The following is a 24,848-nucleotide window of genomic DNA, read 5'->3' as shown; positions in this document are numbered from 1 at the left end:
CGGCAAGAGCCGAGCAGGCCGCAGCGGCGGGCAGGGTGCGGCGCGCGACGCGGCACCGGTCGTGATGCGGCGTGCGGCGCGGCACCGGTCGTGATGCTGCGCGACCCCGCAGTAGTCAGCCCCCGAGCAACTGTTCGATGCCGACTGCCGGCAGCACGATCCAGCCCTCCCGCCGCGCCCGGTCCTGCTGTTCGGGCGGCACGCGCATCCATTCGCCCATCGCGTGCGCCCGCGAGATGAGCGCGGCGATCATCGCGTCGAACACGTCGTCCGACGCCACCAGGAGCGCCCGGTGCGACCTGATGTCGAGCCACGGTGCCGCGTGACGGATGCTGTCGAGCATGCCGTCACGGACGGCCGCGTCGACCTTGTAGCGCGGGCGCGAGAGACCCCACATTCGCAGGGCTGCCGCCGGGTACACCTCGGCGACCGGTCCACTGCCGGCGCGATCGACCGGTCCGACGGCTGCGCCGATCGCGTCGAGCAGGGCCGCGCAGTGCATCGCGGTGAGCCCGAGGCGATCGGTGGCGGCGCTCAACGGCCAGCGCCCGGTCTGATCGCGCACGAAGCGGTCGGTCTCGCGGTAGGACAGCCTCCGCCGCCAGTCCAGGCCGGAGTCGCGGGTGAGGTCCACCGGCCTGCCGGCTGCGTGACCGGTGACGAACTCCACGAAGTCGTCGGGCCAGCCGAACGCGCAGTCGATTCCGACAGCGTCCGCTCGCACGGATGCCGCCACGATCCGCTCGTCATCCACGCCGACGGCGGCGTCGACGATCACGGCTGCCGAGCCGCTCCAGTCGATGCTGACCACGGCCGTTCCGCGGGCTTCCGCCGCGAGGTCGACCCCGGTCGTGATCACCGGACGACGTCGTAGACGGCCTTGATGACGCCGTTGGAGTACGCCTCGTGCTCGACGAGCGCGAGCCTGCCGGAGCTCTCGGCATCCGCGAACAGTCGTTTGCCGGAGCCGAGCAGCAGCGGGAACACGAGCAGGTGGTAGCGATCGACGAGGTCCGCCGCCGCGAGCCCCTGAGCCAGCGTGGCGCTGCCGTGCACGATGATGGGCCCGCCGTCGCCCTGCCTGAGCGCGGCGACATCGTCGAGCGACCGGATGATCGAGGTGTTGTTCCACTCCGGTTCCTCGACGAGCGTCGTGGAGACGACGTATTTGGGCATCGCGTTGTACTCGGCGAACTCCGCCATGGTCGGCCACACCGGCGCGAAGTCGACGTAGCTGACCCGTCCCATGAGCATCGCGCCCGCCTCGGTCTGCTCGCGTCCCTTGATCTCGTAGGCCTCCGCGACGAATGGCACCTCCGTGAACGTCCAGCCGGCGCGCGCGTGCGTGCCGCCGCCGGGCGAGTCGATGACGCCGTCGAGGCTGATGAATTCGGTGACGATGATGCTGCGCATGACGTTGATTCTCCATTCCGTGCTTCACACCCATCATGGCGGCGCGCACCGTCAGCCGATTCCAGCCGAGTGCCATTCCGTTTACAGGACCACAGCCGAGCCACCCTCCATATGCGCCTCGGGTGCGCTCTCGTCCTGTAAAACGGCGGATCACCCGGCTTGCGGGCTCAGTCGGGGTGCTCCTGAAGCCACGCCTGGGCGAGGTTCGCGGGCGCAACGGCGAACCAGGCCTCCGTTACCAGCTCCTCGAGACGACGCTGCGGAATGCGGTCGAGCCACACGAGGATCGCCGAGAAGTCGTCGAAGTGCGGCGTCGTGAAGAACACCGAGGGGTCCTCCGCGATGAGGGCGAGCTTGGTCGCCTCGTCCTCCACTCGGGCACCCAGCACCGGTTCGGGCTGCTCGTCCAGCTCAAGAGCGGCCAGCTCGTTCTTGCGGAGCGGCCGATCCCACACGAAACCCTTGCCGTGCACGCGCCAGTGCGGGGTGCCCCAGCTCACGGCCTCCGTGGTGTCGGGCAGGTCCATCGCCAGTCGGCGCACCGTGTCCCAGTCGGTCATATGCTCACGCTACGCCGTCGTCCGCGCCTTGCGGGAGGGGCTTCCCCGCGGTAGAACAAGGCCATGACGTCGGCCGACACCTGGCAGCAGGGTGATCCGTACGAGCGCTACATCGGCCGGTGGAGTCGGCGCATCGCTCCCCTGTTCCTCGAGCGCATCGCCGCGCCCGAGCACGCGCGCTGGGTGGACGTCGGATGCGGCACGGGCGCGCTCTCCGAAGCGATCCTTGCCGGATGCGCGCCCGCCGCGCTGATCGGCGTCGAGCCGTCCAGCGGGTTCCGGGCGGCCGCTGCGACGAGGCTCGGCGATCCGGCGCAGGTGGTGGCCGGGGACGCATCCGCACTGCCCCTACCCGACGACTCCGCCGATGTCGTGGTGTCGGGGCTCGTGCTGAACTTCGTGCCGGACCCGCACGCCGCCGTCCGCGAGATGGTGCGCGTCGCGACGGCGGGCGCTCTCATCGCCGGGTACGTCTGGGACTACGGAGACGGGATGGAGATCATCCGGCGATTCTGGGATGTCGCAGTGCCGCTCGACCCCGCCGCCACGACGGTGCGCGAGGCGACCGGATTCGACCTCTGCACCCCGGACGCCTTGCGTGAACTGTTCGCCGCGCACCTGGCGGACGTCGGCGTCGAGGCGATCGACCTCATCGCCGAGTTCGAGGACTTCGACGACTACTGGATGCCGTTCCTCGGCGGTCAGGGGCCTGCTCCCGCCTACGTCGCCACGCTCACCAACGCGGCGCGCGAACGCCTGCGGGAGGAGTTGCGCCGCGAGCTGGCGCCCTCGCCGGACGGGCCGTTCACGTTACGGGCCCGAGCGTGGTCGGCGCGGGGCGTGGTCCGCGCCGCGTGATCGGACTCGGCGCCGACTGGCGCGGGACAGCGGGGCGCGATCAGAACCGCGGCGATCGACGAGGTCCGCGCCCGCCGATGAGAGCGCGACGGCCCGATCAGAACAGCCCGCGCACCCTCTCGACGACGCGCTCGGCCTGGGCCAGCCCGGCGATGGCGGATGCCTCGCGCGCGGCCGGATCCAGCGAGTTGCGTCCCATCGAACGCTTCGCCTCGCGGTCGGGTGTCAGGACGACGCTCCGAACGTCACCGCCCAGAGCGCGCACCTGAGCCTTCACCGAGGTGCCGAGCCCGAGCCCTCGCGTGATGGGCGCGATGACGAGCACGGTGTCGCATCCGCTCGCCAGTTGCACATTCGCCGGATACGGCAGGCCGCCGTCGATGTAGTGCTGACCGTCGATCTCGACCGGCGGCCACACCAGCGGCACCGCGCAGCTCGCGCCCACCGCGTCGATGAGCGCGACGCCATCCTCGCGGGTGAACACGCGCAGCAGGCCGGTCTCGACGTGCACGGCCGGAATGCGCAGGTCGCGATCGGGCCAGACATCGACCGGAACACGCTCCGCGATGATGGCACGACGCTCGGCCGCCTCTCCTGACCGCACCCGCGCCTGGCTCTCGGCGCCCAACCGGCGCAGCGCCTTCGCGCGATCCCGGGTGAACAGCAGAGTGCTGACGAGCCGCCGGAGATCAGCACCGCTGAACGCGGCAGCCTTCTCGGCGACGAGGCCACCCGCTTGGCGTCGGTAGAGCTCACTGAGGTCGGTTCCGGATGCCAACTGCGCGACCACCGTCGAGCCCGCCGAGGTGCCCACCAGCCGGTCGGCATCCCGCACCCGGACTCCCGCCTGCTCCAGTCCGAACAACAATCCGGTCTCCCAGGCGATGCCCGTGACCCCTCCGCCACCGAGCACCAATGCTGTCGTCATTCACCCATCGTGCCCTACCCAGGCCGCGCATCGAGAAGCGGCCTCGATACGCGAAGCCGCTGGCGCGTCTGCGGTACTCGACCAGCAGAGGCGTCAGCCGGGCTCCCCCGGGCGAACCGCCGCGGTGTCCGCGACGTCGATGCGCGTGACGTCGTCACCGTGCTCGGTCACTTCGATGCGCGGAGCGGCGCCGCCCTCATCGGACTTCGGCGCCCGAGTCAACTGCTCGCGGCGGAGTTCGGCATCCGTCTTCTCGTCTTTACTCATCGCGTCACCCTCCGTCACGCCCTCGCCAGCTCCCACAATTTCTGCGTCGTGCTCCAACTGCGGATGGTCATCGACCTGTACAGCGGCGATGCCACGATCGTGCTGAGCCTGCTCTTCGTGCGCTCGGCGCTGAGCCGCCGCGAGTAGATGACGCCCTTTCCCGGCCAGACGCGGTCCACGCCCTCGCGCGGGTTGAACGCGGGCAGGGCATCGGCCACCGCGATGCCCATGAGGAAGATCGCGTCGCTGTGGTACAGCGTCGGCTCCTCCCCGAAACCGGCCGGCTTGTTCTCGATCACGCCCTTCAACTGGGTGCGGCGCAGCACGAGCACCTTGACGTTCTCGTCGTCGATGCCGAATTCGGCGGCGAGCCCCTCATCGACGCGCTCCTTCACCCGCGCGGCCGACTCGGTCGACTCCAGCAGCACATTGCCGCTGGCGATGTAGGTCACCACGTCGGTGTAACCCATCGACTCGAGGCTGGCCCGCCACCTCGCCATCGGCACCGGGTTCTTGCCGCCGACGTTCAGTCCGCGGGCGAGGATGATGAACCGGGTCATGTCGCCCTCACCCCAACCGGCGCCGGATCTCACGCGTCGTTCCGGCGGGGTCGGCGCTGTGGTCGTGCGACTCCGGCACGACCACGAGTTCGGCATCCGTCATCGCCTCGGCGAGCACGTCGGTCGACCGCACGAGCATCGGATAGGTGGGCTCGCCCCGCAGGATCGTGACCGGCAGGGCGACGCTCGTCATCGCATCCGTCGGCGTCGACACCGTAGCGGTCAGCACCGCGTCGTAGACCGTCGACTGCGCGAGCGGTACGAGCGAGTCGAACATCGGGCTCCGCCGTATCCACTCGATCATCGCGTCGGGCAGCTCGACGCCCTCCCGCTGGAACAGCGTCACCGCCTCCTCGGGCTTGCCGCCGTCGACGAGCGCCTGCAGGCGATCGGGCAGGTCGGCATCCGGCTCGCCCTCACCGAAGTGGAACGGCGGCTCCGACAGGAACAGCTGCGTCACCGGCACCCCTTCCGCGGCGGCGAACAGGGCGAGCACCGCTCCCGAGGAATGGCCGAGAACGGATGCGCTGCCTCCGACCGCCTCGATGACCGCCGCGAGGTCCTCCGCCTCCCGGGCCGGTGCATACGGCCCGGTGTCGCCACTCTCGCCACGCCCTCGCCGGTCCATCGTCACGCCCTGATACCCCGCATCTGCCAGCGCCGCCGCAAGGGGCGCACCACCGGCCGCGGTCGAGAACGCGCCGCCGACGATGACGACGGGCGCACCCTCCCCCACGGTCTCGTACGCGATGGGGGTGCCGTCCGCCGATGTGGTGTGCTGCATGGGGTCCATCCGACCACCCGCCGCGATGTCACCGCAAGGGCAGGTCGCGGACCCGGCCCACCCGTCAGGGCGAGCGGCGCACGAAGATCTGCCGCACCACACGGAGCAGCCCGAGGAAACCGAACAGCCCGACCACGACGCCGATGAGGTCGAGAAGGCGTAGTCCGCCCGCGAGCACAGGCCCGACGTCGGAGACGATCAGCACGACCGCAATGACGACGGCCGCGATGGAGACGAGAGTGCCGACGACTTCGGAGGTGATCTTCTGGATGAAGCCCTGCGTCTCAGCATCGTCGAGGGTGCGCAGGCGCACGCCGAACGTCCCGCGCTCGACGCCGGTCAGCAGGGTGTCGAGCCGGCGAGGCAGTTCGCGCAGGATGCCGGCGGTCACCATGGCGCGAGCCTGGGTGGCGGTGGCCAGCTGTCGCAGGTGCACCGTCTTGCGCATCAGCGACGGCACCATCGGCAGCGCGTTCTCCACCAGGTCGAAGTCGGGCTCGATGACGCGCAGGCATCCCTCGAGGGTGGCGAAGCTCCGGAATGCCGAGGCGAGGTCGGCCGGCAGCGCGATGCGGTGGCGACGGATGACGTCGAGCATGCGCGTGAAGATCGACCCATCGCCGGGCGGCCGGAACTTCTGCGTCGTGAGCACTACGCCCACCTCGTGACGGAACTCGTCCACCTCGAAGCCCTCGGGAACGTCGACGATCTGCAGCAGCGCATCCGTCGCTCCGGTGTCGTCCTCGCTCATGGCCGCGAGCAGCAGGGCCGTCAGGTGCCCCCGGCGGCTGCGCTCGATGATGCCCACCGCCCCGAAGTCGATGAGTGCGAGCGTGCCACCGGGCTGGAGGATCACGTTGCCCGGGTGCAGATCGGCGTGGAAGACGCCGTGCACGAGGATCTGCTCGAGCACCGCCCGCATGAGGACGGTCGCGAGCGCCGTGCGCTGCTCGTGTGTGAGTTGCCCGAGCTCGGCGGCAGCACCGCTCAGCGGCTTGCCCTCGACGAGGTCCATCGTCAGCACGCGACGACCCGAGGCGGCGGCGTGGATGCGCGGCACCGCGATCGGCGAACCCTCGGCGGCGCTGGGTCCGCCGCCCGGCTGCCCGCTGCGGGCACCGCCGTCCAAGTGGTCGACGTTGGCGACGGCGGCGCGGATCATCTCGGTGTTGAGGCGCTCGACCCGGTAGTCGAGCTCCTCCAGCAGGGTGGTCGTGAAGCCGCGAGCGAGAGCGGCGACGCGGAGGTCGTGGGCGAGCGGGCTGGCGACCTCGGCCCGGTCCGCGAGTCGGAGCACGATGTCCACGTCGGCCTGCACCTGGGCGCTCGCATCCGGTCGCTGCACCTTGAGCACCACGGCCGTTCCGTCGTTCAGCACGGCCCGATGCACCTGCGCGACGGATGCCGCGGCGAGCGGTTGTTCGTCGACACTGCGGAAGACGGATGCGAGCGGCCCGCCGATGTCCCCCTCGACCACGGGAAGAAGCCGTTCCCACGGCAGTGTCGATGCGGCCGACTGCAGGCTCGCGAGGGCGCTGAGGTAGGGCTCGGGAATGAGGTCGCGCCGCGTCGAGAGCACCTGGCCGAGCTTGACGAACGTCACGCCGGACGCGTTGATGGTCTCCACGATCGCGTCGGCGCGCTGCTGCGAGGTGCTGAGCTCGGAGTCGGCGCGGCTCCCACCGTGGAACAGCCATCCAGCCCCGTGGCTCGAGGCGATCGACACGATCTGGAGGTAGCGACGGGTGCGTCGGCGCTGCTTGACGGCGGCTCTCACGACGTCGACGGGATTGCGTAGCGGATGAGTGGGGAAGATCGCCTCGAGCGCGACCAGGGTGGCGACGCCGCCGGCGAAGATCCATCCGATCGACACGATAACGACGGCCACCGTGACGAGGGTGGCCTCGGCGCCGACCCGCCCGCCCCTCGCCATCGCGGACTCGAGACCGGTCTGGTCGACCACCCACCCGGCGAAGGGCCAGCCGATCAGGAACACGATGACGCCCACGACGATGCTGCGCGGCCAGCCGACGGGCGTGCCGAGGATGCGTCGACTCACGAACCCGACCAGCACGGCCGACACGGCGCCGAGCACGATGGTCGCGATGTCGATGAGCACGGTCGCCTCACCCCTTCCGGATGCTTGGCGCGGCACCTCTAGCGACGCGCGGCTCGTGGGCTCACGATAGCGCGGTTCGATTCACGCTCTTTCGGGCACGCGAGATCAGTGCCAGAGTGAGCGCACCGATCACCGCACTCCGTTGGTGCGACGGTCCTCATCGAGAGGAATGCACATGCGCATGAAGGATCTGTTCGTCACCCGCTCGGTGGACGACCTCATCGACGAGACCGAGAACGGCGATGAGAAGCTTCGGCGCAGCATCGGGCCGGTCGCGCTCACCGCACTCGGCGTCGGAGCCATCATCGGCACCGGCATCTTCGTCGTCATCGGCGAGGGCGCGAAGCTCGCCGGTCCGAGCCTCTTCCTGGCGTTCATCCTCGCGGCGCTGACCTGCGCGTTCTCGGCGCTCTCCTACGCGGAGCTCGCGTCGAGCGTCCCTGTGTCGGGCAGTGCGTACACGTTCTCCTACGCGACGCTCGGCGAGTTCGTCGCGTTCATCATCGGGTGGGACCTCATCCTTGAGTACGGGGTTTCCGTCGCGGCGGTCGCCGTCGGCTGGGGCGGCAACGTCAACGAGTTCCTCAAGGCGACCTTCGGGTACGAGCTGCCGAAGGCGATCTCCACCTCGCCGTCCGAGGGCGGCGTCATCAACATCCCGGCGGTGGTGATCGTGCTGGCCATCAGCATCCTGCTCACCCTCGGCACCCGGGAGAGCGCACGGGCCAACGCGGTCATGGTCGTGATCAAGATCCTCATCCTGATCTTCTTCATCATCGTCGCGTTCACGGCCTTCAATGCCGGGCACTTCGATCCGTTCGCGCCGGTGGGCTTCGGCGGCATCGCCTCGGCAGCGGGCGTGATCTTCTTCGCGTACATCGGCTTCGACGCCGTCACCACCGCATCCGAGGAGTCGAAGAACCCGGGTCGCGACCTGCCGATCGCCGTGATCGGGTCGCTCGTCATCTCCACCATCCTCTACGTCCTGGTCGCGATCGCCGCGGTCGGAGTCGCGCCCGTCAAGACCCTCTCCGGCAGCGACGCCCCGCTCGCGGCCGCACTGAATGAGGGTGCGGGCATCCCGTGGGCCGGCGGATTGCTCGCGGCCGGCGCGCTCATCGCCATCACGAGTGTCGTGCTCGTGATCATGTACGGCCAGACGCGCATCTTCTTCGCGATGTGCCGCGACGGCCTGCTGCCGCGCAAGCTCGCGAAGGTGCACCCGCGCTACGGAACGCCCGCGCGGCTGACGCTCGGGTTCGGCGTACTCATCGCCATCCTCGCCGCACTCGTTCCCCTCGACGAGATCGTCAAGCTGGTCAACATCGGCACCCTGTTCGCCTTCGTGCTGGTCAACATCGGCGTCATCGTGCTGCGCCGCACCAAGCCGGACATGAAGCGTCCGTTCCGCGTGCCGCTTTCGCCGGTGCTGCCGATCATCGGCATCCTGCTCTGCGGCTACCTCATCGTGCAGCTGCCGTGGGAGACCTGGGTGCGCTTCGTGGTGTGGCTCATCATCGGCCTCATCATCTACTTCAGCTACTCCATCCGTCACTCACGGGTGCGTACCGGCGCGAAGGTCGATCCGTCGCTGGACGAGAAGGCCGCCACGACGCCGGACGAGAAGGCCTAACCCGTGGCCGCCCCGCTCATCGCGGCCTTCAAGGGTGCTGCGGGCCCCGACGTGCTCGCCTTCGCGGGGCCGCTGAGCCGCGCGAGCGGCCGTCCCCTTGTCGTCGTCACGGTCTATCCGGGCCACGTTCCGATCGGCATCGGCCGGGTCGACACGGAGTGGGTCGCCTATAACCGCGAGGAGGCGGAATCTCTGCTGACGGATGCGCGGAGCCTGCTCGGCGATGACGGTCCGCCGGCGCAGTTCCGCGCGGTGGCCGCCGACTCCGCTTCCCATGGACTGCACGACCTGCTGGAGTCATCGGGAGAGGGGGCGATCGTCGTGATCGGGTCGCGCAAGTCCCGTGGCACGCGACGCACCGCGCCGGGCAGCACGGCCGAGCGGCTCCTCCAGGGCGCCCCGGGATCCGTGCTCATCGTGCCGTGGGAGTATGCCGCCTCCGCAGCCTCCCCGCCGACCCGCATCGCCGTCGCCTACGTCGACACCCCCGACGGTATCGCCGCCCTCGGTGCGGCGCGAGCACTGGCCGACGAGACCGATGCCGCGCTCGAGCTGGTGAGCGTCCTGCCCGACACGCTCGTGCGTCCGTCCCTCGGCGAGCAGGCGGGCTTCGCCGCCGAACAGCGGGCGCAGTTCGAGCGCGCCGTCGTGTCGGCTGCGGCATCCGTCAATGGCTCCGCCCGTCTCGTCGAGGGACCGGTGGTCGACGCGCTGTCCGACCTCCAGGCGACGGATGTCGACCTCCTCGTCGTCGGATCGCGCGGCTATGGGCCGGCCCGTCGGGTGCTCCTCGGCGGGGTGTCGTCGAAGGTGCTGAACTCCGCACGCGTGCCCGTCATGGTGGTGCCACGCGGGTAGCGTCTCGCGCGGGACGTGCTGGCTCAGGCGAAGCCAGCTCAGACGGGACAGTGCATCCGGGTAGGTGTGCGCGGGTCGGCGAATCGCTCGATCCGGTGCTGCGACATCGGCCGGTGGCAGATCGGGCAGTCGGGATCGGAGGGTCGCACCTCGGGAGCTTCGGGGCGACCGATGCCCACTTGGGCGGGTCCCGTGAAGGTGCGCACGATGGCGTTGGCCTTGTCGTAGAAGCGCCAGAACCTGTCGGCCATATCCCTCCTCCCCTCGGATGATGGACGCATCCCGAATCATCCGGTGGCGTCACACGACCTCCATTCTCCCCGAGCGGCGATCGTCCCATGACCGACCGCGCTCGTAGCGCGCCCGCAACCCCCTGTCGCGGCGGCCCGGTGGAGGCGCAGAGTGAGAGCATCGCAACTCACCGACGAGGAGAGACATGTCCGACGCAGAGCTCACCAGCAGCATCCAACCCGACCACGACGCCGCTATTCCCGACGGCACCTTCGACCCCGGATCCGAGCCGAACCCGGCCGAGCCGACGGAACCGAACCCCGTCGACCCGACCGAGCCGAACCCGATCGACCCGTCCGAGCCGAATCCGATCGCGACCGAGGCATCCGGCTTGGCGATCTGACCCGGCCGGCTGGCACGCTCGGCCCACTCTGAGCTGACGCATCGAGGAGGATGCCATGACCGCCACCTACACGTTCGACGTCTTTTCGAGCCTCGATGGGTTCGCCGCGACCGGCGGTGACTGGACCGGCTACTGGGGCAAGCAGGGTCCTGAGTTGCTCGAGAGGCGCCTCGCGCTGTACGACACGGAGCAGCGGATGGTCTTGGGTGCACAGACCTATCGGGACTTTGTGGAGATGCTGGCGGGAAGCACCGAGGATTCCGAGGTGCGGGATCCGTGGGTGACACGGATGTGGCACCAGCCGACCACCGTCGTGTCGTCCACCCTGCACGAGCCGCTGGACGGGCCCGACGCGACCGTCGTCAGCGGCGACGCGGTCGACATCGTGACGAGACTCAAGTCGGAGTCGGATGTGCCGTTGCGCTCGCACGGGAGCCTGTCGTTGAACCGCACTCTGATGGCAGCTGGTCTGGTCGACTACATGCAGTTGACGCTCTTCCCCGTCATCACCGGCCAGACCGGAATCAACCCGGTGTTCGAGGGCGCCGCCGACTTCGACCTCGACCTGGTGGAGACCCAGACGCTGGACGGCCGCACGCAGGAGTTCATCTACCGCCCCACGCTGCACTGAGCCGCCAGGACGGATCGTCGCCCCGCGGCGTGTCGCGAAGCTGACGGTGTCCGTTCCCGTAGCCCGCTCCGGCGTCGACGTCTTTCTCCAAACAGACGAGCGAGGTGCTGCCCGCCGGGTCACGCTGCTGCCGCGTTTCCGTCCAGTGCTGCAGATTCCGGCGTCGGGATGCGGAGCGTTCGACGGCGATTGTTGCCGGGCCGTGGTCGCTGGGCGGGGTCGATGTGGGGTGGGGGGATGAACCACACCCGTCCATCGACGATCTTCATGGTCCACTCCGCCCGGTGGAGCAGATGGTGGTGAAACCAGCAGAGGAGGACCCCGTTCTCGAGGTCGGATGGACCGAGGTCGCGATCCCACCAGTTCGCATGATGCGCTTCGGTGAGGTGCGGCGGCCGCGTGCAGCTTGGGGCGGTGCAGCCTCCGTCTCGTTCGGCGAGCGCGATCTTCTGCGCCCGCGTGAACAGACGCTGCTCGCGGCCGAGGTCGAGCACTTCGCTTGCGCCTCCCATGACCGCGGGGATGATGCCCGCCGACGCGGCGAGCGCTCGAACGGTCTGGGCGGAGATCGGCTGATCGACTCCGTCGATGGTCGCGGCGCCCAGTGAGCTCGTGAGCGTGTCGAGGTCTGTGCGGATCACAAGGGTTGTCGAGGCGGCTACCGGCGAACTGTCGCAACCGATGATGTGTCGGGCGAGGTCGGCGAGTGCATCGGCGCGCATCTGACCAATGGTGCGGGCCTCCTCGAAGTCGGGATCGACGCAGCTGCAGGTGTCCACGCCGCCGTGGTCAGTGGCAAAGTCGGTGGGGTCAGCGGCGGATTCACCCGATGTTTCGTGGGCACTGCCGGCATAGGGCCGGGCAACCGGTCGGCCGTCCACATCGAGCTCGACGTGCTCGCACAACCCGCGTGCCTTCGAGGAACCGAATGCGTCACGCGCCTTTCGGAGCTCAGAGCTGACGATGGCTTCGACCGCGAGCTTGATCGCGGCGCCGTTCACGGGGTCGAACCGACCTTTCAGCGCGATCGAGCCGTCCCGTTCCTCCCTCACGGAGAGGAAGCGCGACTGCCGCAGCTCCTCCTCGCGTGGCTCGATACCGTCGGGGTCCAGACGGCCCTCCCACTCCTTGATCAGCGTCGTGACGAACTCGAGACTCTGGCCGACGGCATTGGTGGCAAGTGACACCTCGGCAGACGTCAACATGTCGACATCCGCTCGGCTTGTGACGCGATCGAGCATCGATGTGATGCCGGAGGCGACGACCACGCTGAGGCGCCCCGCGCTCAATGCATCTGCAACGGCGGGATACCTCGGCTCTCGTCGAGTTCCGCCGAAGGTACTCTGTGTGGCCGTCGCCTCTCCGACGGCGATGTATTTGGACGCGTCGCGAACCGACCTGCCCATCGCGGCGGCGATCATGCCCTGCGGTGACGAGAACGCGTTCTTCTTCGCCAATCCGTCCTGGCCCAACTCCGGCCGGGAACGCTGGGCGACCTGCCCCGACGCACCTGAGAGCAGCGACTCGGTCACGCGCGCGACCTGCGACAGCGATTCGACCACCCCGCAGAGCGCGGGATCGCTCATTCCCTCGAATGCCTCTCCAAAATCTCGCACTCCCCACGCAGGCAGGGCACCGAGGAACGCCTCGCGTGCAGCGGCGACGCTGCGGTCGAAGGCGTCCAAGGGGCTTTGCATACCTCCATCATGGCGTGACCCACTGACATTTACTCGACATTATCTTCGACTGTGGATAAGTCGTGGCAGGATGAAATAGGAACAAGAATTCGGTTCGACTTCGGGCGCGCCGACACGCGAGCCAGCTTAGAGACGCCCGTGACCTCAGAGCTCGCGCAATTCTTCCGTCCGTGACCCACCGACATCCCCGGTATTCACCGTTCCCTGCGGCTCGAAAAGCAGCGCGGTCACCTCGCCGTCCGACCGAGGACAGTGCTCGAGGCCGCGAGGGACGACGAACACGTCATCCGGCCCGAGCTCGACATCCCGGTCCCGCAGCTGAATGGTCAGGTGACCGCTGCGCACGAGAAAGAGCTCATCGGTCTCCGGATGAGAGTGCCACACGAACTCCCCGTCGATCCTGACGACCTTGACGTCGTAGTCGTTCACCGTCGCGAGCCGGTGAGGCTGCCACGGATCCGCGATCGCGTCGAGGGCAGCGGCGATGTTGCGCACGTCATCACTCATGCGGCAACGCTACTGCCCGGTATCGGGAGCGGCAGCCCCGTCCCCGTCGCGAAGCGACCATCTCACCCTCCGTTGAGCAAATCATCGGGAGAGTAGATTCGTCCCCATGGCGGTTGACCAGAGCTCTGAGCGCACGGCCCCACCCACGCAGCCGACGACACCGGCCACCGACACACGGCCCGAATCAACGAGCGCCCATCCCGCCGCGACAGCAAGCCGCCCCGACGCGCAGACACCCACCCGCCGAGGGCGCCGCCCTGGCCCGATAACCACCCGCCAAGGCGTCCTCGACGCCGCGCGAGCCCGCTTCGCCGCCGACGGATTCGCCGCAACGACCATCCGACGCGTCGCCGCGGATGCCGGTGTCGACGCATCACAGGTCATGCAGTTCTACCGGTCCAAAGACGACCTCTTCGCGGCCGTGATGGCCATCCCGCCCTCGGCGCTCGAGCGCTTCGACACCGCCTTCGAAGGACCTGACGAGCACCTCGGCGAGCGCGTCGTCCGCGCCTCTCTCAGCGCGTGGGAGGGGCCGCCCGAGGAGTCCGAACCCCTGATGGCCATGCTGCGCGGCGCTATCGTCAACGACCAAGCCAGCGACCAGCTGCGCGAGTTCATCCAATCCCGCTTGCTGCAGGGGACAAGCGAGAGAACGGATGCCGATGCCGCCCTCCGCGCGGGCCTCGCCTCCTCCATGCTGGTGGGGGTCGTCACGGGCCGGCGCATCATCGGCGTACCGACGCTCGTCGCCGCGGACCGGGAGGAGCTCGTGGCGACGCTCGCACCCGCGATCCAGCAGATCCTGGTGCCGACCTCCGGCATCCGTACCGCCAGTACACCCGGTGCCGACGGATACCAAGCCGGTGACATCACGGATGCCATCGCCGCCGATCAGGCTGCCACCACACCGCCACCTGCCGGCGTTGACCCCAGCGACACCGATGGCCCCGCAACCGGAGACGGTGCCACCGCAACGGGCGAAGTCACCGCAACCACCGAGGCACCTGCCGCCGGCATCGTTAGCGATCAGGCTGCAACACCCACCACCCCCGAGGACGCACCCGAATGACCGCGATCGACGGCCACGTCTACGTCGGCGGCCACCGCACCGCCAGTCCGCGCACACTCGAGGAGGCCGACGACCTCCTGCGCTCGGCTGACGCCGTGGCGTGGATCGGCTTGAGCAGCCCCGACCCCGGCTCGATCGACGAGGCTGCCGCGCGATTCGGCCTTCATCCGCTCGCCGTGGAGGACGCGCAGAAGGGTCACCAGCGCGCCAAGCTCGAGCGCTACGGCGACACCATGTTCGTGGTTCTGCGCCCGGGCTTCTACGACGATGCCTCCGAGCGGGTGGAATTCGGCGAGATCCACCTGTTCGTCGGTCCGCGGTTCGTGATCACGCTGCGGCGCGGCATCCGTCCCGACCTGGCCGATGCCCGCCGATCGCTCGAAGCCGAGCCGGAGTTTCTCAGCAGAGGCCCCGAAGCCATGCTCACCGCGCTGCTCGACGAGATCGTCGACGGATACGCGCCCGTCGTCTCAGGGCTCGAGGAGGACATCGACCAGGTCGAGGACAGCCTGTTCAGCGATGGCAACGTCGACCCCGCCCTCTCGGAGCGCATCTACCGTCTTGATCGAACAGGTCATCTCGTTCCAGCGCGCCATCGGACCGCTGCCCGGCATGGTGCAGGGCCTGCTGCGCGGAGCCGACCGCTACGGCACCGGCGACGACGTGCAGAATCGCCTCCGCAACGTGCTCGACCACATCGTCCGCATCACGGAACGCGTCAACACCTGCCGCTCCCTCCTCGAGAACGCCCTCTCGGTGCACTCCACCCTCGTCTCGCTCGAGCAGAACGACGCCATGCGACGGATGTCGAGTGCCAGCCTCGCGCAGGGCGAGGAGAGTCGGCAGCTCGCCAAGGAGACCATCGCCCAGGGCGAGGAGGTCAAGAAGATCTCGTCGTGGGCGGCGATCCTGTTCACGCCCACCCTCATCGCCTCGATCTACGGCATGAACTTCGACCACATGCCGGAGCTGCACTGGCTGTGGGGCTATCCCTTCGCCATCCTGCTCATGATCGCGACCGGCGTCGGGCTCTGGGCGGTGTTCAAGTACAAGAAGTGGCTGTGAGGGACGGTCAGCCGCGGTGGCGTCCGGCCGCCGGCATCCGTCCGCCGTCGACGAGCCGTCCGTCCGAGAGTACGAGCACCACGTCGGCCCGCTCCCGGATGCGCAGGTCGTGCGTCGCGATGACCGCCGTCATACCCTGCGTGCGCACAAGGTCCTCGAGCAGCGCCATGATCGACTCGCCGGTCTCGGCGTCGAGCTGGCCGGTCGGTTCGTCGGCGATGAGCACCTTCGGCGCGTTGGCGAGCGCCCGGGCGATCGCGACGCGCTGCTGCTGGCCGCCTGAGAGCTCGGCGGGACGCTGCCGCGCGTGATCCGCCAGCCCGACCCGGTCGAGCAGTTCGGCCACGCGCGCCTCCCGCTCACGGGAGTCCACGCCGCGCATCCGCAACGGCAGCCCCACGTTCTCGGCGGCGGAGAGCATCGGCACGAGTCCGAAGGTCTGGAACACGTAGGCCACCCGGTCACGTCGTAGCTCGGTGCGAGCCCGATCGTCGAGCGAGCCGACATTCGTCCCGTCGACGACGACGCGCCCCGAGCTGGGCGTGTCGAGCCCGCCGAGGCAGTTCAGCAGCGTCGTCTTGCCCGACCCCGAGCGACCGACGAGGGCGATGAGCGCTCCCGCCGGAAGACTGAAGGTGACGCCCGCGAGAGCGGCGACGTCACCGCCGCCGCTCGAGTAGGTGCGCGTGAGGTCGTCGACGACCACGATGGCGTCGCTCATCGCTCGCCTCCCGCCTGCGCGCCGTCGTCCTCGGGCCAGACCCCGACGTGGTCGCTTTCGAGCTCGAGGCGCACGCGCTTCTCGAGGCCGAGCGCCTGCCGGTAGCCGGCGGGCAACTGCAGCCGACCCGCCCGGTCGAGCACGGCGAACTCGCGAGCGGTCACCTGCGCCTCGCCGAACTCGTCGACGCTCGTGCTGCGCAGCACCTCCGACGACGTGCGGCCGTCGCGGATGGCGACCGTGCGCTGCACCTGGTCGGAGACGGCGGCGTCGTGCGTGACGATCACGACGGTCGTTCCCCGCTCCGCGTTGACCCGGCGGAAGGCAGCGAACACCTCGTCGCCCGTCGCGGTGTCGAGCTCGCCGGTGGGCTCGTCGGCGAAGACGACCGCGGGCTCGTTCGCGAGCGCCACCCCGATCGCCACCCGCTGCTGCTCGCCGCCCGAGAGCTCGCCCGGCCGCCGGCCGGCCTTGTCGGCGAGGCCGAGCGATGCCAGCAGGTCGCGTGCCCGGTCGGCCCGAACCCGCGAGCGGGCGCCGTTCAGCCCCATCGGCAGCTCCACGTTCCGCTGGGCGCTGAGGTAGGGCACGAGATTTCGCGCCGTCTGCTGCCAGACGAAGCCGACGCTCGAGCGCCGGTAGGCGAGACGATCGGATGCCGACATGCTCACGAGGTCCCAGCTGCCGACCCGTGCGGCACCCGCGGTGGGGGCGTCCAGCCCCGAGAGGATACCGAGCAGCGTCGACTTGCCCGAGCCCGACGCCCCCACGATCGCGACCATCGTGCCGGCGGCCACGTGCAGGTCGAGACCCTGGAGCGCCTGCACCTCGACATCCGCCGTCTGGTAGATGCGCACGAGGTTCTCGCACGCGATCAGCGGCTCGGCGGTCGCTGCCGCCGCCGTGGTCACCGCCGACGTGCTCGCCGCCGCCATCCTCGCCTGTGCCGTCACACTCATATCGTCTCCCCTGCTCGCAACACATCGATCGATCGATGTCGCCTCGTCGCGACCGCGTCGACCAGTAGCCCGATCGCGACGGCCCCGACCATGCCCGCGATCACCACCGGAACGGTTGCCGAGGGCACCACGGGCGCGGGCGTGACGACGCCGCCGGTGAGCGCGCCCAGCCCGAGCCCCGAGGTCGTCGCCCAGACCAGCGCGATGGCAGCGACCACCCCACCGATCGTCGCGGCGATCACGAGGGCGAGTTCGTCGGCGAGCGCGAGGAACAGCCGCACCGCCGACGGCATCCCGACCGTTCGCAGCAGCGCGGCGGATCGGGTGCGCTCCCGGCTGCCGCCCGCCATCCAGCCGGCGAAGCCGACGAGGGCGAACAGGGCGAGCATGCCGGTGCCGAGCCCGATCGCGGCCTGCACTCCGGCGACATCCGCTTGAGCGCGCCAGCGGGCGAGCCAGGCCGCACGGGTGGTGACAGCGCCGGCGTCCGCGAGCCGCAGGGCCCTCGCGGAGCCGGGACCGACGGCGACCACGGTGTCGGCCGCTACGACATCCGGCGCGGCAGCGGCGAGCGCGTCGAGGTCTGCGAACAGGAACGGACCCGACTCGGATCCGCTCGGGCCATCGTCGACCGTTGCGACCACGCGGGCGGGCACGTCGATGTCGCCGAACGTGATGGTGAGGTCGTCGCTCACGAGCCGTTCGGCGACCGTGCGGTCGACCACCACGGGAAGCGGGCCGTCACCGCTCGGCTTCAGGGAGCGGAACGCGCCGGCATCCGTGGGGCTCACGACTCCCGGTAGAGCGGGCAGGGCGGCGACCAGGTCGGGGTAGTGCCGATCGACGGCGACGACGGTCGCGAGCGTCGATGCGGTTCCGAGGTCGATGTCGACACTGTCGCCGACGAACTGCGCGGATGCCCCCGTCACGCCATCCGCATCCCGCACGCGACCGGCGACGTCCGCATCGATAGGATCTGCCCCCCTGGCCTCGAGACGCGCGTCGGCGCCCACCCGCGCCCACGACGCGTCCTCCTGCCCGGCGCGCACGGTCGCGGCCAGCACGGCATCAGCCGCGACGAGGGCGACCGCGAGCGTGAGGGCGAGGAGGGGGAGCACGGCGAGCGATCGCTCCGCACGCACAGCCCCGAGCAGGCCCCACGCCCCCCGCGACCGACGGGCCACGGCGGCGATTGCCCGGACCGGCCAGCGGTACACCCGAGCCACGAGGACCGTCACGGCGGCCGCGACCAGCACGGGAGCCGCCGCGGCCACGAGGTCGACGCCGCCCGCGCCACCGCCGAGCCCGCGGGATTGGAGCGAGATCACGGCGACCACCGCGAGCAGCACGACGGCGACGTCGACGATCACGTGGACCGTTCGCGCGCGGCGACGCAGGGCGTCACGGTCGCGCCGGTCCGCAGGCGTCCGCCGTCCAGCCTCGGCGCGCCAGGCCTGCCACACGGTCTGCAGCGGCAGGGCGAGCACAGCGATGAGCAGAGCCGCCACGAGCCACGACGGGTCGACGATGAGGCCCGGTGCGGCGGCGGCGCGAGAAGCGGATGCGGCCGCAGCGACCAACCCGAGCCCCATGCCGCAGCCGATCACCCCCACGACGACGGCCTCCCCCGCCGCGCGGAAGGCCACCGCCGACAGCGACGATCCACGCGCACGCTCGAGCGCGACATCCGCCGCCCGTCTCCGCACGAGCACGCCGCCGATGATGAGGAGCACGAGCAGGGCGATGGCGAGCACGCCCACGGTGAGCACCACGAACTGCGCGCGCACGGTACGCTCACGCGCGGCGAAGGCGAGCTGCACGTCGTCGAAGGTGCTGCGTGCCTGAATCGTGTACGGCGAGTTCGGCAGCAGCGACGACGGATCGAGTTCCAGTTGCCGCGACTCGCGCGCGACCTCATCGACGCGATCCGCGGTGAACGCCGGCCGACGAACCCTCTCCCGCATCGTCGCGGTCGCAGGTTCGCCGCCCGCCTGCACGGCCGCCGTGAGTCCGGTCGGGGTCACAAGCACCGTCGTCCCCACCGACGACCCGGCGCCCGACGTCGGGGCACGGAACGAGCTCGGAATCTGGCGAGACGCGGCGACAGAGGAGGCGGGCGCCTCGGCGATGCCGACGATCTCGACCTGGGCCCCCACCGCGCCGGCGAAGGAGAGCCCCAGGCGCGTCCCGACCACGATGCCCGCGGCATCCGCCGTCGACCGGGAGACCACCCCCTCGATTACACCGGCCGAGTCGGCGGGCAGGCGTCCGTCGACGACCGTGAGGGCTCGCGATGCGGAAGCCGTCAGCAGGCCGGCGCGCACCTGCACCCGCAGCGAGGTAGCGGGAGAGCCCGCGACGGGCTCGGTCGGGATCGCCCCGGTGAGCACCGAGAGCGTGCTGTCGCGGTGGACCGCAGCCAGCGTCGGCGGCAGATTATCGGCCACACTCTTCGCGACGGCGACGATATCCTCGGGCGGGATCACCGGTACGTCGAACGCGCCGCCCGTCGCCGCCACGCGGGCTTCGACGAGGAGGTCGGCGGATGCCCCGGCCTGGGCGACCGCATCCGCCGCCGTGGCGTCGACCACGCCCAGGGCGAGTCGCGGAGCACCGATCGCCACGGCGACGGTCAGGGCGAGCAGCACTGTCCAGCACGCGAGCACGCCCACGTCGCGAGCCGCGCGCCGCGCGGGCAGGGCGATGCCGAAGGTGACCAGCCGCCGCCAGCGGATGCCGAGACTCGATCGCACGCCAGCCCCGCTCACTCGGCGGCTCCGCGGATGACACGCGACAGCTCGGCCGAGCGCTGGGCCAGGCCGACGATCGCCACGACGACGGCGAGCACGGTGACGAGCCCGACCGCGATGGCTCCGACCTGCAGCCATGGAATCACGACCATCACCGTGGGAACCGCGGGCGCGCCGCTCGGCGACACGGCGACCACCGGACCGGTCATGAGCGAGAGCACGACCCCCAGGCCGATGCCGAAGACCACGCCGAGCAGGCCGACCACGAGCGCCTCGGCCGCGACGACCCCGGTGAGCGCTCGTCGTGTGAGGCCGATCGCCCGCAGCTGCGCGAACTCGAGTCGGCGAGCGCGCACGGTGACGGTCGTGTGCACGGCGAACCCGATCGCGGCGAGCATGGCGGACGCCCCGACCAGAAGGAGGAGGGCGGTCTGGGCGGGGATGCGCAGCGGTCCGCTCTGCAGCTGGCGGGCGAGGCCCTCGGCGCTGAGCGTGGGCTGCCGTCCGCTCGGCGACGGATGCCCGGCCGCATACGCCTCCCCCGTTCCCTCGGGAACGTCGATCCACCATTCGTCGACCTCGTCGCCGTGGCGGCCGGCCTGCACGAGGGCTCGAGACAACGCCGCCTGGTCGACCACGACGACGGAGCCGCCCGGGTCATCGTCCGAGCCGGTGGCACCGGCATCCGTTCCCCTGCGCAGGCCGTCGCTAACGGCTCCAGGCACGAGAGGGGTCGAGCCGGCCAGCGCGACGGGCACCCGCGACCCGGCGATGACCAGCGACAGCGGAGTGCCGCTGCTCAGGTCCAACCGTTCGACGAGCGAGGTCGTCATGACGGCGGGGATTCCGGCGACGTTCGGCCAGCCCACGAGCACGTAGCTGGCGGGTTCGGAGGCCAGATCGTCGGGCAACGCGACCGTGAGGCGCACCTGCGCTCCGGCCGGCGGGTCCCCGCTCGTGGGCTGCGATCCGAAGGCAACGTTGGACGAGGCCGTCCAGCCGTTCGCGGGCGCGAGGTCGAGGGGTCGCGCCGTCAAGTCGGCGGCGTCGCCCGTGCCGGTCAGGGCGGCGACATCCCCCATCAGCACGTCGACGGGGGGCCGACTGCCGGGTCGAAAGCTGTTCGGGTCGCTCGCGAAGACGTCGACCTGCAGACCGACCATGCGGGAGCCGCTCATCGTCGTGGACCCGGGCAGAACAGCCCGCAGGTCCACCGCCCGCCCGTCGACGCCGGCCGAACCGAGGTCGAGAGTGCTCACGAGCCCGGTCTCGTCCTCGAGCACGGCGTACAGCCGTGCCGTGGCACCCGGCACCGGATCGGCCGGGTCTCCGACGCGCGCCGTCGCGGCCAGACCACGGGCGCTCATCCCGAGGTCGATACCCTGCACGGGCACAGAGCGCGTCGAGGCGAGGCCCGCGGCGACCTCGTTGCCACCCTCCGTTCCCAGCCGTCCCCGACGGATGAGCGGCAGGGCATCCTCGGGCAGCCCGAGAACGCTGACCGATGCCACCGACGAGGAGTCTCCGCCCGACAGGTCCGCGCCCGCGGGGGCGAGGAGGCCGGATCGACGGATGATGGGATTCGGGCCGCCCACAGCCCCACCGGCTAGCGCGGCACGCTGCGCGGCTGCATGCGTCGCATCCGCTGAGACGACGACGGGCGCGCCGAGGGCGAGCGCCACCTGGTCCACCTGTGCCTGCCGCCACGTCGCGAGGAAGGTCGCGCCGAAGCTGCTTGCCCCGAGCGCGAGGGTCAGCAGCAGCACCGCGGCGCTCGCCCTGCGCGTGCGGCGTGCCACCTCCCAGGTCGCCAGCGGCAGCACCGCCCGGCGCGACCGAGACGCGGACGCGTCGATCGGCCTGGCGACGAGCGGCAGCAGGTGCGTCGCGACGAGTGCGCCGGCCACGAGCACGAGCGCGGGGGCGGCGACCAGCACGGGGTCGATCGCGAACGCCGCCTGCGGATCGACTGGACTGCGATAAGAGAGCAGCCGCACGAACGCGACGGCGGCGAGCACGACGACGGCGAGGTCGATGCCGAGGCGCACGAGGCCGCCCGGTCGACCGCGGCTCGATCGATCGGCCTCGGGGTCGGCGCGCAACACCGGGGCGGCAGGCACGACGACGAATGCGACCGCCACCACCGTCGCGGCGAGCCACGCGGATGCCGGTACCACGGCACCCTGCGGCATCCCGGCGGCGACCATTCCCGGCCGGGCGGCGACCACCGCGTACACCGTTCCCGCGAGCACCGGGGAGAGCGCAACCGTGACGGCGGCGAGAATGAGGCCCTCGATGACCGCCATCCCGAGCAGTTGCCTCGTCGACCCGCCGCGAGCACGGAACAAGCGCTGCTGCGTCGTGCGACTGCCCGTGAGCAGGAGTGCGGTCTGGGCCAGCGCGACGAGGGCGACCACGAGCAGCAGCAGGGCGACCACCACGACCGTCGACCGGGTCACGACGAGGTTCGCCGAGGCTCGTGCCACGATGTCGCCGAGGTCGCTCGACGCCGAGACGCTGTCGGCGATGTTGCCCAGCCCCCTCGTCACGGCTTGCGACAGCTCCGAGACGCGGTCACCCAGAACGGGCAGGTCGGCGGCCGTGACTCCCGCGAAACTCGGGTGGAAGCGCAGGTCGATCCGCTGCACGGGCACGGCGGCCGCATCGAGCGCTCCGGGCGCGGCCACGAGTGGTCCGAAGGCGTGGGTGGGCACGTACACGGTCGTGCCGGGCTGGGGAAAGCCGGGCACATCCCCCGCGCCGGTGAGCAGGTCGCGCGCCCAATAGTCGCCGCCCGGGTCGATCGCACGGAAGACGCCGACGACGCGAACGACGACCGGCTGCCCACCCGACGGGTTCACCGTCAGGCGATCTCCGACGGCGATCCCGAGGGAGGATGCCGCGGCTTCCGGCACAGCCACGTCGATACCGGCCGCCGCTACCCCGGAACTCGCGGTCCCGGCATCCGGCAGCGTGCCGCTCACGAGAGCAGCATGATCGGCGATGCCGTCGTACTGGCCGAGGTAGGCGATCGCCGGGGTGTCGCGATCGAGCGCCGGCACGCGCGCGAAGCCGGTGAGTGCGATCGTGCTCGCGGTGGCGTCGAGGCCGCCCAGCACGTCTTCGCCCACGGCGGAGGTGGCCGCATCCGTCACCACGGCGACGGGCACGGCGGGCCGATCGACGTCGACCGATACATCCACCCGGTCCGCGGATGCCGCGGCGAAGGTCGCGCGCAGGCCGGCCGGCTCCGCCACCACGACCAGCATCACGAGAGCGGTGATGGCGGTCGTCGCGGTCACGGCGAGCACGAGCGCCACGAGCAGCAGGCGAGCGTCGTCCCGCATCCGTCGCAGCGCGGTGCGCAGCAGCCAGGCGGCGCTCATCGACGCGGTGACGCGACCTCGGAGCGGTCCCGGGAGCCCACTGATTCCCTTCAGCCCCGGCGAGTATCGGCGGGCGCCCGGCAATCCTAGCGATCAGGCCCGCTCCGGATGCGACACCTCCGCCCTTACCATTCCCGGGCTGATTGCTGCTGCGCTCCTAGCTATGGGAGTGACGCTGATGGCCCGGCGAGGCAGGCGCGACATCAGGTTGCCGACGGATGGCGGTGCGCCCAGCGGCTGCGCGAGAGTAGCGCAGCCGCCAGGGCGCGCGGGCTCAGCCGGAGGGCAACGCCTGGAGGATCGCCTGCAGCAGGTCCTTCGCGGCATTCGGGGTGGCGAAGGCCGGCGACGTGGTCGAGATCCAGAAGCCGCCTTGAGTGAACACCTCGATGTCGCCGCTGGCAGTGCCACCGCTGTTCGCGACATAGGCAGGCGCATCCGTCGCGCCCCCGAGGACGTCGGATGGCGTCGACGATGCCGCGACCTTCGCTTGTGCCGCAGCGAGGTCAGAGGGGTCGAGGCTCACCAGCGCCACGGATACCGTGCTCACTGCTCCCGAGCCGGACCACTGGCAGAAGACGCCGCCGTCGTTGAGGATCGTGGCGGCGTAGGTGCCCTCGTCCGGCGAGGGCGCGTTCTGCAGGGCCAGCGTCGAGTCCAGCGCGGTGATGGCGGAAGCGACTTCGGGCTGGAGCGTGTTGCAGTCGATGCCCTGCGCTGAGCCCGACGGGGTGCTGGTCGGAGTCGAGGTGGGCGAGCTGGTGGGTGTCGGTGTCGGCGTCGGGCTCGATGCGGTGCCGGAGGCGCACGCTGAGAGCGCTATGGCTGCGGCCGCCACTGTGGCGGACGCAAGGATCTTCGACGTGATGGTGGGCATGGTGTCCTTCCCCTCAAGGGCATTGTGGTACCGGGAACCTAGCGGCGATCGGCGGGCCGGTGGGATGCAAGACGTCAAACGCGCAACGAAAGTGAGCGATTCTCGTCGATGACGAGGCCGCTAGCGAGGGCCGATGCAATACCGTCGTCGTGACATCACTGAGCGAACGGGAGAACGACCATGACCACGCCCCTCGAGACGCTGATGAATTCCAACCTCCTCGAGGTCTTCGGCGAGCGCGATGAGAAACGGCGCGCTGAGGCAATCGCTCGCACCTACGCGCCCGACGTGGTCTTCTCTGATCCGGAGGAAACCGTCGTGGGACGGGACGCGGTGAACGCCAAGGCCCAGAAGCTCCTCGACGGTGCTCCCGGGTTCTTCTTCACCGCCAGTGGTCCCGTTCGTCGGGCCCAGGACCTCGGCTACCTCGAATGGAGTTTCGGCCCGGAAGGCCAGCCTCCCGTCGTCCGGGGCATCGACATCGGCCTCGTCGAGAACGGCGTCCTCGCGAAGATGTACACGCTGCTCGTCGACTAGACGATCAGCCAGAATCGGCCGCCGGCCCGGACCAG

23 protein-coding genes and 1 pseudogene are annotated in these 24,848 nt (G+C 70.3%); 8 read left to right on the top strand and 16 right to left on the bottom strand.

What is annotated here, in order from left to right; translation table 11 throughout:
• Positions 1-115 precede the first annotated feature (115 nt).
• From E6C70_RS08890 to E6C70_RS08880, 3 genes are all read right to left on the bottom strand, one after another.
• On the bottom strand, positions 116-859 hold the full coding sequence (locus E6C70_RS08890; RefSeq protein ID WP_136424177.1) for a DUF429 domain-containing protein: 744 nt from the start codon (positions 857-859) through the stop codon (positions 116-118).
• A complete protein-coding gene (locus tag E6C70_RS08885) occupies positions 856-1,413 on the bottom strand; it encodes a dihydrofolate reductase family protein (RefSeq protein ID WP_136424176.1) in 558 nt (185 codons plus the stop codon). The genes E6C70_RS08890 and E6C70_RS08885 overlap by 4 nt, the downstream gene beginning before the upstream one ends.
• Positions 1,414-1,580: 167 nt before the next feature.
• Positions 1,581-1,973 (bottom strand): MmcQ/YjbR family DNA-binding protein, encoded by a 393-nt coding sequence (locus E6C70_RS08880; protein WP_136424175.1) that lies wholly within the window; start codon positions 1,971-1,973, stop codon positions 1,581-1,583.
• A gap of 63 nt (positions 1,974-2,036) precedes the next feature.
• Between E6C70_RS08880 and E6C70_RS08875 the strand changes: the two genes are divergently transcribed.
• Positions 2,037-2,831, top strand: coding sequence for a class I SAM-dependent methyltransferase (locus E6C70_RS08875; protein ID WP_136424174.1), 795 nt, complete (start codon positions 2,037-2,039; stop codon positions 2,829-2,831).
• A 97-nt stretch (positions 2,832-2,928) separates the two neighbouring features.
• Here the strand turns inward: E6C70_RS08875 and E6C70_RS08870 are convergent, their stop codons facing one another.
• From E6C70_RS08870 to E6C70_RS08855, 5 genes are all read right to left on the bottom strand, one after another.
• A complete protein-coding gene (locus E6C70_RS08870) occupies positions 2,929-3,759 on the bottom strand; it encodes a patatin-like phospholipase family protein (RefSeq protein WP_136424173.1) in 831 nt (276 codons plus the stop codon).
• 93 nt (positions 3,760-3,852) lie between these two features.
• Complete coding sequence (locus tag E6C70_RS16660; RefSeq protein WP_168770896.1) at positions 3,853-4,026, bottom strand: hypothetical protein; 174 nt, start codon at positions 4,024-4,026, stop codon at positions 3,853-3,855.
• A gap of 14 nt (positions 4,027-4,040) precedes the next feature.
• The gene (locus E6C70_RS08865) at positions 4,041-4,586 is read right to left on the bottom strand and encodes a DUF1697 domain-containing protein (protein ID WP_136424172.1); all 546 of its coding nucleotides are present in this window, start codon (positions 4,584-4,586) and stop codon (positions 4,041-4,043) included.
• Positions 4,587-4,593: 7 nt separating this feature from the next.
• Positions 4,594-5,370 (bottom strand): alpha/beta fold hydrolase, encoded by a 777-nt coding sequence (locus E6C70_RS08860; protein WP_136424171.1) that lies wholly within the window; start codon positions 5,368-5,370, stop codon positions 4,594-4,596.
• A gap of 64 nt (positions 5,371-5,434) precedes the next feature.
• Positions 5,435-7,489, bottom strand: a complete 2,055-nt coding sequence (locus E6C70_RS08855) for an ABC1 kinase family protein (RefSeq protein WP_136424170.1) — start codon at positions 7,487-7,489, stop codon at positions 5,435-5,437.
• Positions 7,490-7,664: 175 nt separating this feature from the next.
• Between E6C70_RS08855 and E6C70_RS08850 the strand changes: the two genes are divergently transcribed.
• Entirely contained in the window at positions 7,665-9,122 is a 1,458-nt protein-coding gene (locus E6C70_RS08850; RefSeq protein ID WP_235833359.1) for an amino acid permease, read from the top strand.
• Positions 9,123-9,125: 3 nt separating this feature from the next.
• Positions 9,126-9,980 carry a universal stress protein gene (locus tag E6C70_RS08845; RefSeq protein ID WP_136424169.1) on the top strand — a complete coding sequence of 285 codons (855 nt, stop codon included), beginning with the start codon at positions 9,126-9,128 and terminating at the stop codon, positions 9,978-9,980.
• Between the two features lie 38 nt (positions 9,981-10,018).
• Here the strand turns inward: E6C70_RS08845 and E6C70_RS08840 are convergent, their stop codons facing one another.
• Positions 10,019-10,231 (bottom strand): hypothetical protein, encoded by a 213-nt coding sequence (locus tag E6C70_RS08840; RefSeq protein ID WP_136424168.1) that lies wholly within the window; start codon positions 10,229-10,231, stop codon positions 10,019-10,021.
• Positions 10,232-10,416: 185 nt separating this feature from the next.
• On the opposite strand from E6C70_RS08840, the gene E6C70_RS08835 reads away from it, so the two are divergent.
• A complete protein-coding gene (locus E6C70_RS08835; protein ID WP_136424167.1) occupies positions 10,417-10,614 on the top strand; it encodes a hypothetical protein in 198 nt (65 codons plus the stop codon).
• Positions 10,615-10,669: 55 nt separating this feature from the next.
• Complete coding sequence (locus E6C70_RS08830; protein ID WP_136424166.1) at positions 10,670-11,245, top strand: dihydrofolate reductase family protein; 576 nt, start codon at positions 10,670-10,672, stop codon at positions 11,243-11,245.
• Between the two features lie 119 nt (positions 11,246-11,364).
• Here E6C70_RS08830 and E6C70_RS08825 read toward each other — a convergent pair whose 3' ends face one another.
• Both E6C70_RS08825 and E6C70_RS08820 read right to left on the bottom strand, forming a co-directional pair.
• Entirely contained in the window at positions 11,365-12,942 is a 1,578-nt protein-coding gene (locus tag E6C70_RS08825; RefSeq protein WP_136424165.1) for a DUF222 domain-containing protein, read from the bottom strand.
• A gap of 144 nt (positions 12,943-13,086) precedes the next feature.
• On the bottom strand, positions 13,087-13,449 hold the full coding sequence (locus E6C70_RS08820) for a cupin domain-containing protein (protein ID WP_136424164.1): 363 nt from the start codon (positions 13,447-13,449) through the stop codon (positions 13,087-13,089).
• Between the two features lie 106 nt (positions 13,450-13,555).
• Between E6C70_RS08820 and E6C70_RS08815 the strand changes: the two genes are divergently transcribed.
• Both E6C70_RS08815 and E6C70_RS08810 read left to right on the top strand, forming a co-directional pair.
• The gene (locus E6C70_RS08815) at positions 13,556-14,518 is read left to right on the top strand and encodes a TetR/AcrR family transcriptional regulator (RefSeq protein WP_136424163.1); all 963 of its coding nucleotides are present in this window, start codon (positions 13,556-13,558) and stop codon (positions 14,516-14,518) included.
• A pseudogene (locus E6C70_RS08810) lies at positions 14,515-15,583 on the top strand (magnesium and cobalt transport protein CorA). Before E6C70_RS08815 ends, E6C70_RS08810 begins: the two are co-directional and overlap by 4 nt.
• 7 nt (positions 15,584-15,590) lie before the next feature.
• On the opposite strand, the gene E6C70_RS08805 reads toward E6C70_RS08810, so the two are convergent.
• From E6C70_RS08805 to E6C70_RS08780, 5 genes are all read right to left on the bottom strand, one after another.
• Positions 15,591-16,304: an ABC transporter ATP-binding protein gene (locus tag E6C70_RS08805; protein ID WP_136424162.1), complete on the bottom strand. Its 714-nt coding sequence runs from the start codon at positions 16,302-16,304 to the stop codon at positions 15,591-15,593.
• On the bottom strand, positions 16,301-17,263 hold the full coding sequence (locus tag E6C70_RS08800) for an ATP-binding cassette domain-containing protein (RefSeq protein ID WP_136424161.1): 963 nt from the start codon (positions 17,261-17,263) through the stop codon (positions 16,301-16,303). Before E6C70_RS08800 ends, E6C70_RS08805 begins: the two co-directional genes overlap by 4 nt.
• Positions 17,260-20,016 (bottom strand): FtsX-like permease family protein, encoded by a 2,757-nt coding sequence (locus E6C70_RS08795; RefSeq protein WP_136424160.1) that lies wholly within the window; start codon positions 20,014-20,016, stop codon positions 17,260-17,262. The genes E6C70_RS08800 and E6C70_RS08795 overlap by 4 nt, the downstream gene beginning before the upstream one ends.
• Before the next feature lie 11 nt (positions 20,017-20,027).
• Complete coding sequence (locus E6C70_RS08790; RefSeq protein ID WP_168770895.1) at positions 20,028-23,399, bottom strand: ABC transporter permease; 3,372 nt, start codon at positions 23,397-23,399, stop codon at positions 20,028-20,030.
• Between the two features lie 274 nt (positions 23,400-23,673).
• Positions 23,674-24,276, bottom strand: coding sequence for a hypothetical protein (locus E6C70_RS08780; RefSeq protein WP_136424157.1), 603 nt, complete (start codon positions 24,274-24,276; stop codon positions 23,674-23,676).
• 180 nt (positions 24,277-24,456) lie between these two features.
• Here E6C70_RS08780 and E6C70_RS08775 point away from each other — a divergent pair, with 180 nt between their 5' ends.
• A complete protein-coding gene (locus tag E6C70_RS08775) occupies positions 24,457-24,813 on the top strand; it encodes a nuclear transport factor 2 family protein (RefSeq protein WP_136424156.1) in 357 nt (118 codons plus the stop codon).
• Positions 24,814-24,848: the final 35 nt, after the last annotated feature.

Source organism: Orlajensenia flava (assembly GCF_004801905.1).
Taxonomy (GTDB): Bacteria; Actinomycetota; Actinomycetes; order Actinomycetales; family Microbacteriaceae; genus Orlajensenia; species Orlajensenia flava.
The sequence above is the reverse complement of the archived record's forward strand: the minus strand, read 5'-3'. Positions and strand labels throughout refer to the sequence as shown.

Bases quoted from the DNA above. Each gene is read 5' to 3' on its own strand.
- E6C70_RS08885 (WP_136424176.1), bottom strand. From the start codon at position 1,413: ATGCGCAGCATCATCGTCACCGAATTCATCAGCCTCGACGGCGTCATC.
- E6C70_RS08880 (WP_136424175.1), bottom strand. From the start codon at position 1,973: ATGACCGACTGGGACACGGTGCGCCGACTGGCGATGGACCTGCCCGAC.
- E6C70_RS08875 (WP_136424174.1), top strand. From the start codon at position 2,037: ATGACGTCGGCCGACACCTGGCAGCAGGGTGATCCGTACGAGCGCTAC.
- E6C70_RS08870 (WP_136424173.1), bottom strand. From the start codon at position 3,759: ATGACGACAGCATTGGTGCTCGGTGGCGGAGGGGTCACGGGCATCGCC.
- E6C70_RS16660 (WP_168770896.1), bottom strand. From the start codon at position 4,026: ATGAGTAAAGACGAGAAGACGGATGCCGAACTCCGCCGCGAGCAGTTG.
- E6C70_RS08865 (WP_136424172.1), bottom strand. From the start codon at position 4,586: ATGACCCGGTTCATCATCCTCGCCCGCGGACTGAACGTCGGCGGCAAG.
- E6C70_RS08860 (WP_136424171.1), bottom strand. From the start codon at position 5,370: ATGCAGCACACCACATCGGCGGACGGCACCCCCATCGCGTACGAGACC.
- E6C70_RS08850 (WP_235833359.1), top strand. From the start codon at position 7,665: ATGCGCATGAAGGATCTGTTCGTCACCCGCTCGGTGGACGACCTCATC.
- E6C70_RS08840 (WP_136424168.1), bottom strand. From the start codon at position 10,231: ATGGCCGACAGGTTCTGGCGCTTCTACGACAAGGCCAACGCCATCGTG.
- E6C70_RS08835 (WP_136424167.1), top strand. From the start codon at position 10,417: ATGTCCGACGCAGAGCTCACCAGCAGCATCCAACCCGACCACGACGCC.
- E6C70_RS08830 (WP_136424166.1), top strand. From the start codon at position 10,670: ATGACCGCCACCTACACGTTCGACGTCTTTTCGAGCCTCGATGGGTTC.
- E6C70_RS08825 (WP_136424165.1), bottom strand. From the start codon at position 12,942: ATGCAAAGCCCCTTGGACGCCTTCGACCGCAGCGTCGCCGCTGCACGC.
- E6C70_RS08820 (WP_136424164.1), bottom strand. From the start codon at position 13,449: ATGAGTGATGACGTGCGCAACATCGCCGCTGCCCTCGACGCGATCGCG.
- E6C70_RS08815 (WP_136424163.1), top strand. From the start codon at position 13,556: ATGGCGGTTGACCAGAGCTCTGAGCGCACGGCCCCACCCACGCAGCCG.
- E6C70_RS08805 (WP_136424162.1), bottom strand. From the start codon at position 16,304: ATGAGCGACGCCATCGTGGTCGTCGACGACCTCACGCGCACCTACTCG.
- E6C70_RS08800 (WP_136424161.1), bottom strand. From the start codon at position 17,263: ATGAGTGTGACGGCACAGGCGAGGATGGCGGCGGCGAGCACGTCGGCG.
- E6C70_RS08790 (WP_168770895.1), bottom strand. From the start codon at position 23,399: ATGAGCGCCGCCTGGCTGCTGCGCACCGCGCTGCGACGGATGCGGGAC.
- E6C70_RS08780 (WP_136424157.1), bottom strand. From the start codon at position 24,276: ATGCCCACCATCACGTCGAAGATCCTTGCGTCCGCCACAGTGGCGGCC.
- E6C70_RS08775 (WP_136424156.1), top strand. From the start codon at position 24,457: ATGACCACGCCCCTCGAGACGCTGATGAATTCCAACCTCCTCGAGGTC.